The sequence below is a fragment of the Cohnella xylanilytica genome (genome assembly GCF_014212175.1).
Classification (GTDB): Bacteria; Bacillota; Bacilli; order Paenibacillales; family Paenibacillaceae; genus Cohnella; species Cohnella xylanilytica.
The window spans coordinates 36,007-54,509 of the sequence record NZ_JACJVR010000106.1 but is presented as its reverse complement, the minus strand read 5'-3'; the positions used below and the strand labels follow the sequence as shown (position 1 = coordinate 54,509).

Here is an 18,503-nt window from a genome sequence, read left to right as displayed (position 1 = left end):
ACGAAAAAAAAACGCTCCGAAGAGCGTTTTTTTTCGTGGAGTTGCTGCTGTTTAAACAGCTGCCCGAGACGCCGGCTTCTCCAGCTCCTCGCGAATCGATTCGCCTTCGATGTCGACGTTCGGCAGAATGCGGCCCAGCCGCTTCGGCAAGTACCAGGCGGAGCGTCCGAGCAGAGCCATGATCGCGGGAACCAGCGTCATCCGCACGAGGAACGCGTCGATCAGAACGCCCGCCGTGAGCGAGAAGCCCATCACCTTGATCATCGGGTCGTCCGCGAAGATGAAGCTGCCGAACACGAAGATCATGATGAGCCCCGCCGCCGTGACGACCCGGCCGCTCAGCCCCATTCCGTCCACGACGGCGTTCTTCGCCTGGCCCTTGTGCGTGAACTCCTCGCGCATGCGGCTCACGAGGAACACCTCGTAGTCCATCGCCAGCCCGAAGAGCACGCCCGTGAGCAGAATCGGCAGGAAGCACAGAATGACGCCGGAGCTCGAGACGTCGAACAGATCCGCCAGATGGCCGTCCTGGAAAATATAGACGACCGCGCCCAGCGTGGCAATGATGGAGAGGCCGAAGCCGAGAATCGCCTTGATCGGAACGAGCAGCGACCGGAAGACCAGCGTCAGCAGAATGAACGCAAGCACGACGATGGCGGCGCCGAAGATCGGGAACGCGTCGTTCAGCCGTTCGGAGATATCGATGTTGATCGCCGTCGTCCCCGTGACCATGAGCTTGTCGCCCAGGCCGCGAATGTCGTGAACGAGCCGCTTCGTCGCTTTATCGTTCGGACCGGTTAGCGGAATGACGCTCAGCAGGACGAGATCGCCCTTCTGGTTCGGAATCGGCGGAGACACGACGGCTACGTTCGGAAGCTGCTTGATGTTCTCGGCCTCGGCGGCCGCATCTTGAAGAACGTTCCCCGTTCCGCCGCCCTTCACGACGACGACGAGCGGGCCGTTAAAGCCCGGGCCGAAGCCCTTGGACAGCAGATCGTACCCCTTGCGCTCCGTCGAATCGGCCGGCTTGGCGCCGTTGTCGGGCAGCCCGAGCTCCATATGCCGGGCGGGCAGGGCGACGACGAGAAGCAGCGCGATAATAACGACGGCGACGGGAACCGGGTACCGGGAGACGAATCGGCCCCACTTGTAAGCGAACGGCTTTTTGTCCTTACTCATGCCGCGGCCTTGCTTCGGCGCCTTGGGCGCAAGCCTGGAACCGGCCAAGCCGAGAACGCTCGGCAGCAGGGTGACGGCGACGGCGACGGCGATGAGGACGGTCAGCGCTCCGGCGAGCCCCATGACGGTCAGGAACGGAATGTTGACGATGGAGAGACCGGCCAGGGCGATGATGACGGTCAGCCCGGCGAAGATGACCGCGCTGCCGGCGGTGGCGTTGGCCCGGGCGACCGACTCCGCCGCGTCCAGCCCTTCCGCCATCTGCTGGCGATGCCTCGAGATAATGAACAGGGCGTAGTCGATTCCGACCGCGATCCCGAGCATGACGGCCAGGATGGTGCCCGTGTTCGTGATCGAGAAGAAGTTCGCGCTGTAATAGACGCTCATCATGCCGATGCCGACGCCGACGATCGCCGTGGCGATCGGCAGCCCGGCGGCCAGGATGGACTTGAATGTGATGATGAGCACGACGAAGGCGAATACGATGCCGAGAATCTCGGAGACGCCCATGATCTCCAGCTCGGACATGGCCACGTCGCCGCCCAGCTCGGTCTGAACCCCGGCGGCCCGGGTCGATTCGATGGCGTCGAGAATGCGCTCCTTGGAGTCTTCGCTTACCTCCATTGCCGGGACGTTGTACATGACGTCGGCGTACCCGATGCTTTTATCCGGACTCAACGTCCCCGTCGCGAACGGATCGGCGACGTTCAGCACCGCCCGGTCCTTCCGAATCTCCTCGAGAGCGCTTAGGATCGCTTGGCGGCGATCCGCGGCGTCAAGCGCTCCGTTCTCGGAGGCGAAGACGAGCCGGATCGTTCCGCCCGTCGCTTGCGGGAATTCCTCCTTGAGCAGATCCAACGCTTCCTGCGCTTTGGTGCCCGGGATGGACATATCGTTGCTGACGGGACCTTTCCAGATCGTGCCGAGCGCCGCGGTTCCTCCCAAGATCGCGATCCAGACGAGAATGACGGCCAAGGGACGCCGAACGCACCCTTTTCCGATACGGTACAGTAACTTTGCCATGCTTAAAATCCCTGCTTTCCTTCCGAAATAATGGAACTCATAAGTAAACGAGCGTTCATTTTTCGGACAAAAAGAGAAGGCTACCTCTTCGCCTTATCTTTAAGCCCGGCGCTGAATACGGCAGCCAACTCCAAGACGGAATAACGGATCTGTTCGCGTTCCTCGACGTTCTGCAGCGTGATGCATACCCCCTCCACAATCGTTGCGGCTAATATGGTTACGGCCGTCGCGGCATTCGTTGCGCTAGGGCCGCTGTCCCCTTCCCGGCGGGTCATGACCCGCTTGAATATCTGGGCGATAATATCCGTCAGCTCTTGCTTGGCGTGCTCGAAGGCGGAGCCTTGGCTGAGTGTCAGCAGAATCTTCGTCTCCTTGCTCGACTCCTCGAGGAGGGTGATCAGGCGATCGAACGTGTCGTCGACGAGCTCCATCTGCTCCGGGAAGCCTCCGGCCGAAGCGAACACCCGGTCGACCTCCGTCTGGATCAAGCGGACCAAATCCATGAATTGGAGGTACGTAGGCCGGATGAGCGCTTGGAACAATTCCTCCTTGCCCTTGTAGTAACGGTAAATGTTGCCCGCCGTCACCCCGGCCTCCGCGGCGATTCGTCTCATGGACGATTGGGCGTACCCCTGTTGTTCGAATTCGTTCAGCGCGGCGGACAGGATCCGTCGGTTGACGTCTTCTTTTAACGTTTGCATTCGTAAACACCCGTTTACTATTCGCAGAATGACCTTATTGTAATCGATCCGCGGCCGTCAAGCAACCGCCCGTTCCTTCCGTGCCCCCGCCCGCAGCGAGAACCCGAAGGAGATCAGCAGGACGACGCACGCGAGCGTGTACGGATAATTGACGTTGCGGTCGAACAGGAATCCGGCCACGATCGGCCCCGCGATATTGCCGAGGCTCGTGAAGGCGGAGTTCAGACCGGCCACGTACCCTTGCTCGTCCTTCGCCAGCCTCGACATCTGGGTCCCGATCGCCGGGCGCAAAATATCGATCGCCAGGAACACGATGAAGGTAACGGCGAAGATCAGCCAGAACCGATGGACGAACAGCGTCATCAGAATGAAGATTCCGGCGAACAGAAGGCAAACCGAGATGACGCGCTTCTCTCCGAAGCGGTTCAGAATCCAGCTGAAGATCGTCAGCTGCACGACCGCGCCCGCGATCGAACCGAACGTAATGATGAAGGCGATGTCCTGGGGATCGAACCCGAACTTGTGGTCGACGAACAGGCCGAACACCGTCTCGAAGTTGGCGAGCCCGAAGGACATGACGAACACGATAATCAAGCTGAGGAAGTAGGGCTCCCGGTAGGAGCTTCTCAGCTGGGTCAGCAGGCCGATCTTCGGCGCCGCGGCCGCCGTCTGGCCGGAATCGGCCGGAGCCGCTTGGGCGGGCAGGGATTCCCGGAGGAAAAGCAGCGTGATGCCCGCGGCGACGCCCCCGCCGATTCCCGCGGCGTAGAAGGGCGCGCGGATGCCGAACTCGGCGATGTAGCCGCCGATGCCGGGCCCGATAATAAATCCGGTCGTGATCGAAGCGTTAATGTACCCCATTCCGGCCGCGCGCTCTTCGTCCGACGTCATGTCCGCCGCGTACGCCATGACGGCCGGCATGATCATCGCGGCGCTGACGCCGCCGAGCATCCGGGAGACGAACAGCAGGAACGAAGAGCTCGCGATCCCGAACAGCGCTTCGGAGAAGGCGAACACGAGCATGCCGATGACGATCATCCGCTTCCTTCCGTAGGTGTCGGCCAGACGGCCGGCATACGGCGAGAAGAGGAACTGCGTCAGCGAGAACGTCGCGACGAGCAGGCCCATCGTGCTCCCGCCGATGCCCAATTCGTTCATAAACTTCGGCATAATCGGAATGATAAGACCGATCCCGGTGAACACCAGGAACAGATTGAGCATCAGAATCGGCAGTGCCCCGCGGTTTTTGAGAAAGAGTGCCATGATCGTAATGAATCCTCCTGATTCGCATGCATACTGAATATTTATTCTAGATGTGGCGAAAAAAAAATGACGTTCTCTATTTTTGCCCGGTTCCCGGTTCCGGTTTCCCGTTTCGATGGGTTGAGGGCGGCTAACGAATCAAGGAGACGCTATTTCGCCCAAAATGAAGGATTTCGCTTCGAACGAATCGCAGAACGGGGCTTATGAGCCGAAGCCAAGGGATTCCGATTCCGATTGCAACGGCCCTTCCTATCTCATCGGACGGTCATAAGAGCCGCGTCGCCCTACTTGGCAATCCCGCCCAAAAACACGTCCATCGCCAGCCGATAAGCCGCCAGCGCTTGCGACTGTTCCATGTGCCGGGCGTGCAGGCTTAGGCCGTACAGCAGACTGTCGAGAATGACGGCCAGACCGGTGACGTCGGCCGGCTTGAATTCCCCGCTGTCGATGCCCCGCTGCAATAATTGCTTATTGAAGTTAATGTATCCTTGGACCATCTCCCCGATCCGCTCTTCCGCTTCCGAATCCTTCTCCGAGTTGTTGAAGAACTCGTCGATAGCCTTCGTCAGCGGGTGATTGATCTGCTCCCGGGCCAGATGCTCCGCCATTCCGTACAGCTTATCGGTTACGGTCGGATAGAGCGGCTCCTTGGCCAGCCACTTCTCCTCCCATTCCCGGTCCCACTCCCCGATCAGATGCAGGAACAAGCCTTCCTTGCTTTTGAAATGATAATAAATGTTGCCCGCGCTGCATCCGGTGGCCTTCACGATGTCTTCGATCGATGTGGCTTTGTAGCCCTTCTTGACGAATAAAGCCCGGGAAGCGTCGGCTATTCTCCTCTTCGTCTGCTCGGTCTGCTGCTGCTTCTTGTTCATCCGGATCGCCCCCCTTCGCAATCGACCATAATACTGAACGTTTATTCGGTATTATAGGCGAATAAAGCGAACTTCGCAACTCAAGGAAAAACATCCCTGTTCCGCAAATCGCGAACAAGCCGGACGAATCCGTTCTCGGATCGTCCGGCTCCGTATCGACGGCTTATACCGGATATCGCTCGCTCCCTTGCTCGCGGTAGCGCCCCGGCGTGATTCCCACGATTTTGCGGAAGGAACGAATGAAGTTGGCGGCGTTGTTAGTTTGCAATCGCTCGGCGATCTCGCCGATCTTCAGGTCGGACTCCCTCAGCCATCGCTTGGCCATCTCGATCCGATACTGCGTCAAGTATTCGCCGAAGTTGACGCCCGTCTCCTTCCGGAACATGCGGCTCACATAGTGAGGGTGATAGTTGATGCGGGCCGAGCAGCTCTCGAGCGTCAGGTTCGTATCGAACTCCCGGCGGATCGGGCCGATGACCGCTTCCGAGATCATCTTGAATTGACCGTCGAGACGGTCGCCGAGCTCCCGAAGGTACGGACGCACGAACTTCGACGGGACGGCTAACGAATCGAGGAGACGCTATTACGCCGAAAATCAGGTTTTTTCGATTCTAACGAATCGTATAGACGCTATTTCGTGCCGGAAGCCCGGTTTTCCCCTCGATTTTCCTAAACCCGGCTCCCGAATCCCCTATTCCGAGAAGTCTGTTGGCGAAATGGTCCTGTTCGATTTTGATAGGGTCCCGTCTGCCTCGAGGAGGCGCTATGCTTGAATGGGCACGAAAAAACGTACGCCCCTTCTCGAAAAGGCATCTTACTTGAATGATGGATGAAAAATCGTACAAATTCTTCCTCGATATGGCACCTTGCTCGGATGTTGTACGAAATATCGTACAAAAGCTCATTTGCACGGATGATTTCAGTGATGCTATTCGAAAAATCACACAAATTTATCCGCCACCCTCCTGGCTGCTGCGAAACCTTCAGCGTCGGCGAATTGGGGCCCGCCGGGCCCCTTCATTACCCGCGGGCTTCCACCAGATACGATCTATGTCAAGATAGGTACCCAAGCAGAAATCACGGATCTTGTATGTGAATGGTTCAATAGTAGAAAAAAAACGCCAACGCCCCCCCGTCCAGAATCGTGTAAAATACAATGCAAGAGCCTAAGAAAGAAGGGGTTAGCCATGAACGTAGAATCGGTTATGCAAGAGCTCAAAGCTCTCGGCAAGGAACGGCTCAAGAAGATGTACGTGTCCAACGGCGCCCGCGAGCCGCTGTTCGGCGTCGCCACCGGCGATATGAAGCCGATCGCGAAGAAGATCAAAATCGATCAGGCTCTGGCCGAGCAGCTGTACGCCACGGGGAACTACGACGCCATGTACTTCGCCGGCGTCATTGCGGATCCGAAGGCGATGACGGAAGAGGATTTCGAGCGTTGGATGGACGGGGCTTATTTTTACATGCTGTCCGATTATGTGGTCGCGGTGACTTTGGCGGAGGCCGATATCGCGCAGGAAGTGTCCGATAAGTGGATCGCAAGCGGCGAGGAGCTCCGAATGTCGGCCGGCTGGAGCTGCTATTGCTGGCTCTTGGGCAGCCGGGCGGACCGCGAGTTTGCCGAGAGCAAGCTCGCCGGGATGCTAGAGACGGTGGAGAAAACGATTCACGACGCGCCGGATCGAACGAAGTCCGCCATGAATAACTTCATCTACACGGCGGCGACTTCCTATATGCCGCTTCACGAGCAAGCGGTCGAGACGGCGAAGACGGTCGGTCCGGTGGAGATCTACAAAGATAAAGGCAAAAGCAAATGGCTGAACGCTTCCGAAAATATTCAAAAGGCGGTAACCCGAGGGCAGCTCGGATTCAAACGCAAGTATGTAAGGTGTTAGGAGCCAATCATAACGACGACAACGACTACAACGACAACCACAACTATAACGATTTCAACAAAAGCAACGAGAGCAACAACAAGGAGCCCCATCTCTTAGATGCGGGCTCCCGTCTTTTTCTAGGCTCTCCGGGGGCGGGCCGGCTCCCGGAGCCGTTCCTTCGGAACGACGAAGGAGACGACCGTCCCCTCCCCGGGGCGGCTGCGAACGAGCAAGCCTTCCCCGAATTGCTGCTTCAACCGGCGGTTCGTGTTAGCCAGGCCGATTCCCGACCCGCCGTCGAGCGGCTTCGCCCGCCGCAGGGCTTGCGGCAGCGCGCCCGGCTCCATGCCGACTCCGTCGTCTTCGACGGAGATCTCCACGCGATCCCCCAGATCCTCCGTCCGAATGCGGACGGTGCCTCCCTTGGATCGCCGGAGCAGGCCGTGCCGGACGGCGTTCTCCACCAGGGGCTGGACGGAGAGAGGCGGAACCCTCAGCTGGAGATGGTCGTCCGCCTCCCATTCGACACGTACCCGCTGTCCGAACCGTTCCTTCTCGATGTACAGATAAGCCCGCACCAGGTCCAGTTCCTTCCGCAGCGGCACCAGCTGGTCCGAGTTGGCGGAGTCGAAGCTGGCCCGCAGATAATCGCCGAAGGCGACCAGCAGGTCGCGCATGCGGGCGGTGTCTTCGTCGCCGAGCGCGGCGATGGAATTGAGCGTGTTGAACAGGAAATGCGGCTGAATCTGCGCCTGCAGCCAGGCGGCCTCCAGGCGCTTCTGCTCGCGGGCGGCGCGCGCGACGTCCGTCAGCGCCTTCACCCGCATCCGCAGCTCGGCTGCGTCGACGGGCTTCACGACGTAATCGTTCGCCCCGGCGCGGAATCCCGCTTCGATATCTTCGGCCCGTTGACGGGCCGTAAGCAGCAGAATCGGCAGCTCGGAGGGAGAGTAGATCGTCCGGACGGTCCGGGCGACTTCGTAGCCGGAGATGTCCGGCATCATGACGTCCGCGACGAGCAGATCCCAGGAGCCCGAGTTCAAGAGGGACAGCGCTTCGAAGCCGCTGGTCGTCGTCACGATCTCGTAACGATCCGGGCCGAGCACGTTCGTCAGAATGCGCAGGTTCACGGGATCGTCGTCGACGGCGAGAATGCGGGGCCGATCCTCTTCGGCGGAGTCCGAGATGGAGGCGCCCGGCATGGAGCCGTCGGCCTCAGCCGCGTTCAAGGCGGCGGCTGAGGCCGAGACCGAGCCTGCCGGGACGCTCGCCGGAACGTCAGCTTCCTCGACCAGCTTGGCCGCGGCGGCCTCGCTTCCCGCCGGGTCGAGGCCGTCCGCCTTCGCCAGAGGAAGCGTGAACCGGAAGACGGAGCCGACGCCCGGAGTCGAATCGGCCGTCAGCTCCCCTCCGTGCAGCTCCACCAGCCGCTTGCCGATCGTCAGGCCGAGCCCGAATCCCGCGGCGTTCGTCTCTTCCTCGTTCGCCCCCTGCTCGTAGGGCTGGAAGATCCGGCTAAGCGTCTTCCCGTCCATTCCGATCCCGGTATCCGCGACCCGTACGACGACCTTATCGGCTTCGACATGAGCCTCGATCGAGACGACTCCCTCGTTCGTGAACTTGACCGCGTTGTGCAGCAGATTGAACAGAATCTGCACAAGCCGATTCTCGTCCGCCAGCACCGCCGGAAGCGAATCCGGAACCCGGTTCTCGAGCCGAACCGGCTTGCCTTCCGACATGAACCGCACCATGTCCAGCACGCCCGCCGTCTCCGCCTGCAGAAGAAGGGGCGCCGGCTTCAGACGAAGACGGTTCTCCCGCAGCCGGTTCAGCTCGATCAGGTCGCTGAGCAGGAACGACATGCGCTTGCCGACCGAGACGAGCAGAGCGAGCCGCTCCCGATTCGTCTCCTCGTCCGACCGCCCTCCGCTGTCGAGCACGGCCTGGGCCATGTTCAGGATGCCGTGCAGCGGGTTCCTCAGCTCATGAGAGGTGTGCACGAGGAACTCGTCCTTGCGCTTGTCCGCCGCCTGCAGCCGTTCCGCCAGCCGGACGGTCTCGGCGGCGTTGCGGAAGTACCGCTTGAACCAGTACAGCGCGAAGGAGACGAAGAAGGCCAGCATATCGAACGGGTAGTATCCGATATCGAGGAACAGCGAGTAATTCAGCAGTCCCCAGACGGTATTCGTCAGGACGGCCGCCGCCCCGAGCAGCAGGTAGATCGAATCGGGCACGCCTCTTCGCGCGGCGCGATAGAGGAAGACGGGGGCCGCCAAGAACGGGATCACCAGCAGCGCCGTATGAAGGCCGTCGGCATAGGTGAACAGCTTGACCGGCGCCGCCAGCACGAACAATCCGAAGGCGACGCAGGCGGCGAAGTGCCACCGCGCATACCGAAGAGCCGGGAATTCGGGCAGCAGGCTTCTTAAATATTGCAGGAGCAGCGCCGCCGCGCCCAGGTAGGACAGATAGAACACTTTATAGAACGCTTCGTAGTCGACCCCGAACCAGGAAGACAGAATACGATCGATATCGCATAGGGCGACGCCCGCCCCGAAGAGCCCCAGCAGGGAGAAGAGCAGCAGCGCCTTCTGCCGATTCCCGATGAAGTACAGGACGAACGCGTACAACGCGTGGATGAGCATCAACAGGCAGACCGCCGCTTGGGAGCCGGCGGAGAACCAGTATGCCCGGTTCATCGCCTTGGCCGTGCCGAACTTGACCGGCTCCGACAAGCCGCCCATGATGCGATCGTCGTAATTGGCCGTCTGAAGGACGATATCCAGAACGTCGCGATCGGCCGCGAAGGTCGCGGAATAGGACGAGACGCTCGGCGTATAGGACGAAGCTCGTTCGGCCGGACGGCCGGAGCCGCCAAGAAGGCGTCCGTTCACGTACAGAGCCGACGATGCGGAGATTCCCGGGACGCGAACGGTCAATTCCGGCAAGCTTCCGGACGGCAGCAGAATGCGCAGCCGATAAGTCCCGAACCCGAAGGAGGATCCCGTCTGCTGCCGCCAGCTTCCGGGGACCGTTACCGTCTCGACCGGGCTCTCTTCCGCCTTGAAGGCGCCGTCCGGACCGGGGGTCACGAGGCGCGAAGGAACATATTCCCACTCCCCGGAGAGGGAGAAGATCGGTTGGGACGAAGGGTCCCAGCGCCGCAGATCGAGCAAGCCGTCTTCGGCCTCGGCCCTTGCCGAAGTCGTCTGCACGCCGATCCAGGCCAGGCGCAGCCCGATCAGAGCGAGGAGGAACAGGCCGACGATGGCCGCGATTTTTCTTCTTTTCATCATAAGAATACGGTTTCGACAAGAATCGCGGAAATTCCTTCGTTATATCCGAAGAACGAGCGAAATGAATCCCGGGTAACAGATCAAAGATGATACTTGCTCCGGTATTCCTGCGGGGTCAAGCCGGTGTTCTCGCGGAAGCGGGCGATGAAGTAGCTGCTCTGGGAGAAGCCGGATTGCTCCGCCACCCGCTTGATCGTCCAGCCGGTGGACGCGAGCAGCCGCTTGGCGACGACGAGCCGGCATTCGAACAGCCACTCCGTCGGCGTTCGTCCCATCACTTCGTGGAACGTTCGGCTGAAGTAATAGGCGCTGAACCCGGCCTTCTCGGCCATCTGCGAGAGCGTCAGCGGCTCCGCGCAATGCGATCGGATATACTCCGCCGTCTCCCGCATCCGTGCGCGCCTGTCCGGAGCCGCCGCCTTGCCGAGAGTCTCCGCGTTCAGCGCGAGCTCGGCCAGCAATTCGTACACCTTCGCCGCCATGCGAACCTCGCTTCGGTCATTATTGGCGGCGAGCCGAAGCAGCTCCTCGGTCAAACCTCTGACCTTCGGCTCCCCCCCGAACGCGAACAACCATACCGAGGACGCTCCGCGGCCGTCGAGCAGCCGGTCCACCCCCTCGCCGGCCAGATGCACCCAGAACACCTCCCATGGCTCCTTCGGATCCGCCCGGTACTCCTGCTCCAAGCCCGGTCCGTAATAGAAGCCCTGCCCCGCCTCCAAGGCGTATTCCCTGCCGTTATCCGTGACGTATCCTCGGCCGTTCAATACCAAATGCAGATTGCCTTGCTGCAGCTGTCCCCGCTCCCGCCGCTCCTTGTGCTCGGGGAACTCGGAGTACAGCCCCATAATATCCGGATAACCCGCAAAATGCTTGTACATCGGCTCCGGCAGCACGTAATGGTGTTTCATGTCCCCTCCAAAACGCAAAATGATGATACTCCGGGCAAAATGATGTTATTTACACGGAATTATAGCATTTTATAATGAGATTATGAAGGCGATTCCACAGCAAAAAATTAGTATATTAAAATGAAAAGAGGTCTTGAACCGTGTCCAAATCCCTAGCGGTCGAGCAGTTCGAACTGGGAGTATGCTATTATCCCGAGCAGTGGCCCGAGAGCTTGTGGGCCGACGATTACAGGCGCATGCGCGAGCTCGGCTTCACCGTCGTTCGCATGGGCGAGTTCGCCTGGAATTTCTTCGAACCGGAAGAAGGCCAGTTCACGTTCGACGTATTCGACCGCGCCATCGACCTGGCGCACGAGCACGGACTGAAGGTGATTCTCGGCACCCCGACGGCGACGCCGCCCGCCTGGTTGACGCACAAGCATCCCGAGGTTCTGAACGTCACGCTGGAGGGCGTGCAACATCAGCATGGGTTAAGGCGGCACTACAATTACAGCAGCCCGGTATACCGCGACTATTGCGCCAAAATAACCGAAGCGATGGCCCGCCATTACGCGAACCATCCCGGCGTCGCGGGCTGGCAGATCGACAACGAGATCAACTGCGAGTCGAACGTCTTCTACTCTCCCGCGGACCATGCCGCGTTCCGTTCTTGGCTGCGGGAACGATACGGCACCTTGGAGGAGCTGAACCGGGCCTGGGGGACCGTCTTCTGGAACCAGAGCTACTCGGACTGGGAACAGGTGCATCTGCCGCGCCCCACGCCGGCCGATTCCCCGAATCCGCATCAAGCGTTGGACGAGAAGCGGTTCATCTCGGACAACGCCATCTCGTTCCTCCGGGTGCAGGTCGAGATTGTGCGGAAGCTGGCGCCGAATCAGCCGATCACGACCAACGGCCTGTTCGGCCATCTGGACAGCCACGCGATGACCGACGAGCTGCTGGACTTCTTCTCGTACGATTCGTACCCGAACTTCGCTACCCTCTGGAACGACGCCGATCGAGACGACCCCCTCCTGGATCGCAAGTGGTCCAACAACCTAGCGAAGGTTCGTTCGATCTCCCCCAACTTCTGCGTCATGGAGCAGCAATCGGGGCCGGGCGGCTGGGTGAACCGAATGGCGCAGCCGTCTCCGAAGCCGGGGCAGATGCGGTTATGGACGTATCAATCCGTCGCCCACGGCGCGGACATGCTGTTGTACTTCCGCTGGCGGACGGCTTCCTTCGGCACCGAGATCTATTGGCACGGAATCAACGACTATCATAACCAGCCCAACCGCCGGGTGGCGGAGGCGCAGACGATCGGCCGCGAATGGGGACGGATCGGGAAGGCCGTCGCAGGCTCCCGGTATGCGGCGGACGTCGCCATCGTACGCGATTACGACAACGAATGGGACGGCGAGCTGGACGCCTGGCACGGCCCGCTTACGGGAGAGAGCGAATACGGCTGGAGCAAGTCGCTGCAGCTGAACCACATTCCGTACGATTACCTGTATATGCGGGGAAGTACGGGCTTGGACGAGCTCGCGCGCTACCAAGCGTTGATCTATCCACATCCCGCGATTATGTCGGAAGAGACGGCCGAGCTGCTGAAGAAGTACGTGGCGGGAGGCGGCAAGCTGATCTTCGGGGCTCGCACCGGCTACAAGGACACGCGCGGACATTGCCGGATGATGCCGTTCCCGGGTCCGGTCGCGGAGCTGTGCGGGGTGACGGTGGAGGACTTCACCCTGATCCCGGGCGGCGGCGCTGCGCCGAACATTCGGTGGGTCGACGGCGGCGAGGAACGCGGCGCCGCGGCCGTTAAGTTCAACGACATTCTTCGTCCGATGAACGAGAGCGTCGAGACGCTGGCCGTGTACGACGGCGACTACTACGCGGGCAAACCCGCGCTGACCCGGGCTTCCTATGGCGGCGGCGAGGCGTACTATTACGGAGCCGCGTTCACCCGCGAAGTCGCGGATGCTCTGGTTCGCCGCCTCGGTCTCAAGCCCGCGACGGCCGGTTGGGCGGAGCTGCCCTCCGAGGTGGAGATCGCGATCCGCGAGAAGGGGAATCGCCGCTTCGCCTTCCTGCTCAACTACTCCGGCCGACCGGTCTCCGCCCGTCTGCTGCGGGAGACCGACGATCTGCTCGCCGGCGAGCGGCTGGCAGCCGGGGATCTGGCGATCGAGCCTTACGGCGTGAAGGTGCTGTCGCTTGAGTAAGGCATACGAGAAGAGGCCATCATACGATAAAAAGCTGCTTCCGGCTAACACCGGACGCAGCTTTTTTCTACGGATGACCCATTTACATACAAGCTCCGTTACTCATGATAAGGTACTTATCTTCGAATGGATCGGCTCAGCGCATATTGACCGGGCCGGAGAGCCCAATCTTGCCGAAAAAAACAAGGCAAATGATTTTGTGTGATTTTTCATACACCATTCAAGCAAGGCGTCTCCCTGAAGTAGAATTTGTATGATTTTTCGTACACCGTTCAAGCATGGCGCCTTCCTGAAGCATAATTTGTATGATTTATCATACAACATTCAAGCAAGACGTCTCCCTGAAGCAGAATTTGTATGATTTTTCGTCCACCGTTCAAGCATGGCGCCTTTTGGACAATTGGACATTCGTAGTTTTTTCCGTTGTCCCATACGTCTCTCTCATTAGAAGAGTATCAGATACACGCCGCCGAACGCCGCCAGGGCGAGGATAATCGCCTGGAAGTACTTCTGCGGGATCAGCGGGAGCACCTTGAAGCCGATCGCCGCGCCGGCGAGCACGACCGGAATCATCCAGGCGTTCAGCGTCAGCGAACGGGCGTTGATCAAGCCGAGATAGACGGTGAACGGAACCTTGATGACGTTGACGATGAAAAAGAAAAAGGCGTTCGTGCCGACGAAGGTCGTCTTGTTCATGCCTTTGGACAGCAGGTAGATCGACATGATGCTGCCCGCCGCGTTGCCGATCATCGTCGTGAAGCCGGCGAGAACGCCGAGCACCCCGGTGAAGGTTCGGGACTTGGCGAGCGAGATATGCAGCGCGCTCTCCAGCTTCCCCTTAAACAGATGGACGGCGATCAAGACGAGCACCAGCGAACCGATGAGTACGGACAGCGCTCCGTTGTTAATATAGTCCAGGACGAAGAACCCGGCGACGATCCCCGCAAGCACCCAAGGCAGCAGAAAGAACAGATGCTTCCAGACGACCGCTTTGCGATAATAGAGAATGGCCACGATGTCTCCGGCGATGAGCATGGGCGTCAGCAAGCCGACGGACTCCCGCGCCGGGAAGATCGTCGCCATGATGGCCGCCACGAAGATGCCGAGCGTCGGCAAACCCGTTTTCGTAAAACCGACAAGCACCGCGCAAAGGATCGTTACGATCACTTGAAGATAAGAATAATCCATGAAGGTCTCCTTCTGCGAAGTCTCCCTTCATCATATCCGGTTCTCGCTCTCGTTCCAATAGAAATCTCGAAGCTGCCGGGTTCGAAATTTCAATTCCATTCATTTCGTAGAGAACGCAACAAACGGCTTCGGTCTGCACCGAAGCCGTCTGCATGCGCGCTTATGGCATTCCATGCGAACGCCTCAATCGAAAGACCCGGATCAAGCTCCGCCGCCCATCCGTCCCCAATCGAAGCCGAGCGCCTGCAGCAGCGCGCGCGCGATCAGCAGATGGCCGGTCAAGCTCGGGTGCACGCGGTCGGAGGCGAGCGCGGTAGGGTGCACATGCGCAAAATGAGGGTCGAACGCCGCCTGCGTATCCACGAATAGCGCGCCGAACCGCTCGGCGACCCTACCGGCCGCGCGGCCGTATTCATCCATCCGCTTCCGCATCCGATCCTCGGCGTTCGGCTCCAGATAGAACGGCGTCAGAATAACGATCCCTTGCGTGCAGGGAACCGCCGACTCCACCAATTCCGCGAGCGTGCGCTCGTATTCCTCCGGCAGCACGTGCGACTCCGGGATCGCGGGCTGATCGAATTGTCGCCATACGTCGTTGATGCCGATCAGGACGGTCAGCCAATCCGGCTTCAGATCGAGCACGTCCGATTGCCACCTGGCCTTCAAATCGCGAACCGTATTGCCCCCGATTCCCATGTTGGTCACTCGAATGTTCAGCTCGGGATACGCCGCCTGGAGCAAGGCGTCCGCCAGGGCGGCGTAGCCTTTGCCTACGCCTTGGAACAATCCTTCCCCGTGCGGGAATTTGCGCTCGCAGTCCGTGATCGAATCTCCGATCAGGACGAGACGCTGATTATGTCGCAGCTTCACGGTCATCCTGCCTCCCATATCGAACTGGCTATCTTACGGGAATTACGGGAATTACGGGAATTCCTAGGATTGCAGAACGAGCCGAATCGTCTTCACTTCGAAGGGGCGGAATCGGAGCGGGATCTCTCCGTCCGCATGCGGCAATTCGGCCAAGCTCTCCTCCAGCATATCGGTCTGGAACGCCGAAGAGACGGGCAGCCCGAAGCGCAGCCGGCACGATACCGAAGCTCCCTTGCTCTCGTAGAGGCGGACGATCCAGTCTCCCGATCCGTCCTCGGCCAGCTTGACCGTCTCCGCGATCACATAGGACGAATCCATTCGAAGAAGCGAGAGCTCTTTAAGACGGCTGCCTCCCCGTGCGACGTGAACCGGGTAGTTCAGCTCGTAGGCTTGCCGGACGACGGGACTGTCCAGGAACGATCCGTTCCAGAGCGTGAATCCGTACGAGAACCGGTGCGTTCCTTGATCGCTCGTCTCGTCCGGTTGCGTGGGGGATCGGAGCAGCGTCAGGCTCATCGTACGATCTTGGACGGAGATCCCGTATTTGCAATCGTTCAGCAGCGCGAAGCCGCGGTTCGTCTCCGCAAGCGCCGACCACTTATGCTGGCATACCTCGTAACGGTCCGCGTCGTGGGGGCGCGAAGCGTGATTCGGCCGCTTGACGTATCCGAACTGAATCTCCTGCATCGACTCGTTCGCATGAACGCGCACCGGAAAATCGACCCGCAGCATCTTGTTCGTCTCGTTCCAGCGAACCGTCGTGTCGATATCGATCCGCGCGCTGCCGGCCCGAATCCGTATATCTTGAATCAGAGTCGACCGATGAAGAGTCCTCTCGACGCGAACGCTCGCGAAGAGCGGGCCGTCGGCCGTGACGAAGACGCTCGCCTTCTCCTCCAGTTCGACCGGGGACGCCCGGTATCGCCGGTCGATCTCCCACGCGTCGAACGCGGACGGCCGATCGCGGTATAGCTTCATGGCGTTGCAAGGGCCTGCCGCCCACTCGGTCCCGGTCTCCTTATCCACAATGCTGACCAGCTCGCCCCATTCGTTGATCTCGACCGCCAGGAGCTCGTTCTCGAGTCGCGACGGGGTTGCGGACACGGCTGCGGGGACTTGGAACGGCTCTTCCGCGGGAACAATCCCCGGCCGGCCGACCGCATACGTCGACCAGCCCATGGAGGGAGCTTCGAGCTCCGCGTACGCCGCCCCTTCATGCCATTGAACGGGCAACGGCCGCCCGGTCCGGTCTGTAAGGCCTTCGACGCCGTCCGGCAGGGCGACCAGCTCCCGCCTCCCCCAGGACAGGGAATTAAAAAGCGTGACAAAGGAACGTTCGTCGTCCGCCAGCGCCTCCCTTGCGCCGGAGGCCATCGCCTGGACGGTCTCGAGCAACGATTCGAGTTCGGCCTGCGCTTCTTCATGGACTCGATGAATGGAAGTGCCGGGCAAGATGTCGTGAAAATGTTGCAGCAGCAGCCGCTTCCATAGCCGATCCATCTCCCGGTAAGGATACGCCCGATTCCGCAGCCGGTCCGCGGCGGCTCCCCACAGCTCCATCTCCCGGAAGCCGATCTCCGTCTTGCGGTTCAAGCGCTTGAGCTGCGCCTGCGTCGTGTAGGTCCCCCGGTGCGCCGGGTAATACAGCTCACCCACGTATTTGGCGTCGGGAAGGCCTCTTGCGGCCTGATCCTCGAAGTAGTCGATCGGCGAGCCGTGCCTCGTTCGCGGGACGCCTTCCAAATCCGCGAGCCGGCGCAGGAACTCCAGGTCGTCCCGGTTCGCTCCGCCGCCTCCGTCGCCATGTCCGAACTGCACGAGGCGGGTCGAGATGCCCTCCTTCTGAGCGCGGTCGTTCCATTGGCGGATCAGGAACGACGGGGTGACCCGGATGGGAAAATCGCCGTAATCGAGCAGATGCGTCAGAACCCGCGAGCCATCGATGCCTTCCCAGAGGAACGTATTGTACGGGAACGGATCCGAGACATTCTCGTAGGTCTGGAACATCTTGACGGAAGCGAAGTAGCGAAGCCCGCAGCCCTGCATGATCTGCGGCAGGTTGCCGGAATAACCGAACACGTCGGGCAGCCACAGCATCTCGTTGTCCTTGCCGAACTCCTCCCGGAAAAACCGCTTGCCGTGCAGAACCTGGCGGATCAGGCTCTCCCCGCCGGGCAAATTCGTATCGGATTCGACCCACATCCCGCCTTCGGGAAGGATCCGCCCTTCCTCCACCGCCCGCTTGATTCGAGCGTACAGCTCGGGATAGAGCTCCTTGGCGAGCTGGAACAGATAAGGCTGGCTCTGCATGTAACGATAGTCGCGATACTCCTCCATGAGCGCAAGCTGGTTGGACATCGTCCGGGCGATCTTCCGCTTCGTCTCCTCGATCGGCCAGAGCCAGGCGATATCGAGGTGGGACTGACCCATGAGGAACAGCGTGGGAGCCGTCGAGCCGTTCACGCAAGCGAGGAGCGGAGCCATCGTCTGCCGGCACCGATTCAGGTTCTCCGTCAGCGCCTCCCGGGGAAGGCCGAAATCGACGGTCGACGCCACTTGAGCGAGGCAGCGATGGATCTCCGCCGCCCGCAGCGAATCGGCGGCGATATGATCCCCGACCTGCTGCAAGCATTCGAGATCGATGAAGAATGCATAGACGTCCTCTTCGAAAATGCACAGGTACGATTCGCCGAGAGTCGGCTGCCGATTCGAATGGCCGGCATACGCCTCCGCGACGAATTCGAACCGTTCTCCGGGCTTCGCGCAACGCGTCAACGTCGCGTCATGATGCTGGAGATCCAACGCTCCGCTGACGACCCCGTTCACGTACAGCGTCGCTTCCGAGCCGAGGTCGGCCCGCACGACCGCCCGCTTGCCCTCCGCTTCCGGCGGTATGACGATCGACGCCCGGAACCAGCCGTACGTCCAATCGCCGCCCCATCGGTCTCCCGGTCGAACGGGTTCGAATGCGTAAGCTCCGATCTCCGAGCAGGTCAGGCGCTCCTTCGTGACGAAGCCGGCAAAGTCGATCGGCGCTAATCTCGAATACAGGTATCGGTTCTTCTCCTGAAGCAGCTTCTCGACATGGTATCGAATCTCTTGTCTTCTATTCAAGC

Annotated in this window: 12 protein-coding genes; 2 read left to right on the top strand and 10 right to left on the bottom strand. The window is 60.3% G+C overall.

Translation table 11 applies throughout. The features are described from left to right. Nucleotides 1-51: 51 nt before the first annotated feature. The 5 genes from H7B90_RS26135 to H7B90_RS26115 all read right to left on the bottom strand — a co-directional run bounded on the left by H7B90_RS26135 (nt 52) and on the right by H7B90_RS26115 (nt 5,585). On the bottom strand, nt 52-2,202 hold the full coding sequence (locus H7B90_RS26135; RefSeq protein WP_185138842.1) for an MMPL family transporter: 2,151 nt from the start codon (nt 2,200-2,202) through the stop codon (nt 52-54). Between the two features lie 80 nt (nt 2,203-2,282). Further along, the gene (locus tag H7B90_RS26130; protein ID WP_185138841.1) at nt 2,283-2,903 is read right to left on the bottom strand and encodes a TetR/AcrR family transcriptional regulator; all 621 of its coding nucleotides are present in this window, start codon (nt 2,901-2,903) and stop codon (nt 2,283-2,285) included. Nucleotides 2,904-2,960: 57 nt separating this feature from the next. Then, nucleotides 2,961-4,166: an MFS transporter gene (locus tag H7B90_RS26125; protein WP_185138840.1), complete on the bottom strand. Its 1,206-nt coding sequence runs from the start codon at nt 4,164-4,166 to the stop codon at nt 2,961-2,963. A gap of 284 nt (nt 4,167-4,450) precedes the next feature. Further along, nucleotides 4,451-5,041, bottom strand: a complete 591-nt coding sequence (locus H7B90_RS26120) for a TetR/AcrR family transcriptional regulator (protein ID WP_185138839.1) — start codon at nt 5,039-5,041, stop codon at nt 4,451-4,453. 163 nt (nt 5,042-5,204) lie between these two features. Beyond that, a complete protein-coding gene (locus tag H7B90_RS26115) occupies nt 5,205-5,585 on the bottom strand; it encodes a helix-turn-helix transcriptional regulator (protein WP_246578704.1) in 381 nt (126 codons plus the stop codon). A gap of 643 nt (nt 5,586-6,228) precedes the next feature. Here H7B90_RS26115 and H7B90_RS26110 point away from each other — a divergent pair. Beyond that, nucleotides 6,229-6,936, top strand: coding sequence for a DNA alkylation repair protein (locus tag H7B90_RS26110; RefSeq protein ID WP_185138838.1), 708 nt, complete (start codon nt 6,229-6,231; stop codon nt 6,934-6,936). Between the two features lie 119 nt (nt 6,937-7,055). On the opposite strand, the gene H7B90_RS26105 is transcribed toward H7B90_RS26110, so the two are convergent. Both H7B90_RS26105 and H7B90_RS26100 read right to left on the bottom strand, forming a co-directional pair. Then, nucleotides 7,056-10,214, bottom strand: a complete 3,159-nt coding sequence (locus tag H7B90_RS26105) for an ATP-binding protein (RefSeq protein WP_185138837.1) — start codon at nt 10,212-10,214, stop codon at nt 7,056-7,058. 80 nt (nt 10,215-10,294) lie between these two features. Further along, the gene (locus tag H7B90_RS26100) at nt 10,295-11,125 is read right to left on the bottom strand and encodes a helix-turn-helix transcriptional regulator (RefSeq protein ID WP_185138836.1); all 831 of its coding nucleotides are present in this window, start codon (nt 11,123-11,125) and stop codon (nt 10,295-10,297) included. Nucleotides 11,126-11,265: 140 nt separating this feature from the next. On the opposite strand from H7B90_RS26100, the gene H7B90_RS26095 reads away from it, so the two are divergent. Further along, entirely contained in the window at nt 11,266-13,329 is a 2,064-nt protein-coding gene (locus H7B90_RS26095; RefSeq protein ID WP_185138835.1) for a beta-galactosidase, read from the top strand. A 444-nt stretch (nt 13,330-13,773) separates the two neighbouring features. Here the strand turns inward: H7B90_RS26095 and H7B90_RS26090 are convergent, their stop codons facing one another. From H7B90_RS26090 to H7B90_RS26080, 3 genes are all read right to left on the bottom strand, one after another. Further along, nucleotides 13,774-14,517, bottom strand: a complete 744-nt coding sequence (locus H7B90_RS26090) for a sulfite exporter TauE/SafE family protein (protein WP_185138834.1) — start codon at nt 14,515-14,517, stop codon at nt 13,774-13,776. Nucleotides 14,518-14,718: 201 nt separating this feature from the next. Next, nucleotides 14,719-15,387, bottom strand: a complete 669-nt coding sequence (locus tag H7B90_RS26085; RefSeq protein ID WP_185138833.1) for an SGNH/GDSL hydrolase family protein — start codon at nt 15,385-15,387, stop codon at nt 14,719-14,721. Between the two features lie 63 nt (nt 15,388-15,450). Beyond that, nucleotides 15,451-18,501, bottom strand: coding sequence for an alpha-mannosidase (locus H7B90_RS26080; protein WP_185138832.1), 3,051 nt, complete (start codon nt 18,499-18,501; stop codon nt 15,451-15,453). Nucleotides 18,502-18,503: the final 2 nt, after the last annotated feature.

Excerpts from the sequence above, each read along its gene's own strand:
- H7B90_RS26120 (WP_185138839.1), bottom strand. The coding sequence starts at position 5,041 with ATGAACAAGAAGCAGCAGCAGACCGAGCAGACGAAGAGGAGAATAGCC.
- H7B90_RS26100 (WP_185138836.1), bottom strand. The coding sequence starts at position 11,125 with ATGAAACACCATTACGTGCTGCCGGAGCCGATGTACAAGCATTTTGCG.
- H7B90_RS26130 (WP_185138841.1), bottom strand. The coding sequence starts at position 2,903 with ATGCAAACGTTAAAAGAAGACGTCAACCGACGGATCCTGTCCGCCGCG.
- H7B90_RS26135 (WP_185138842.1), bottom strand. The coding sequence starts at position 2,202 with ATGGCAAAGTTACTGTACCGTATCGGAAAAGGGTGCGTTCGGCGTCCC.
- H7B90_RS26125 (WP_185138840.1), bottom strand. The coding sequence starts at position 4,166 with ATGGCACTCTTTCTCAAAAACCGCGGGGCACTGCCGATTCTGATGCTC.
- H7B90_RS26110 (WP_185138838.1), top strand. The coding sequence starts at position 6,229 with ATGAACGTAGAATCGGTTATGCAAGAGCTCAAAGCTCTCGGCAAGGAA.
- H7B90_RS26090 (WP_185138834.1), bottom strand. The coding sequence starts at position 14,517 with ATGGATTATTCTTATCTTCAAGTGATCGTAACGATCCTTTGCGCGGTG.
- H7B90_RS26105 (WP_185138837.1), bottom strand. The coding sequence starts at position 10,214 with ATGATGAAAAGAAGAAAAATCGCGGCCATCGTCGGCCTGTTCCTCCTC.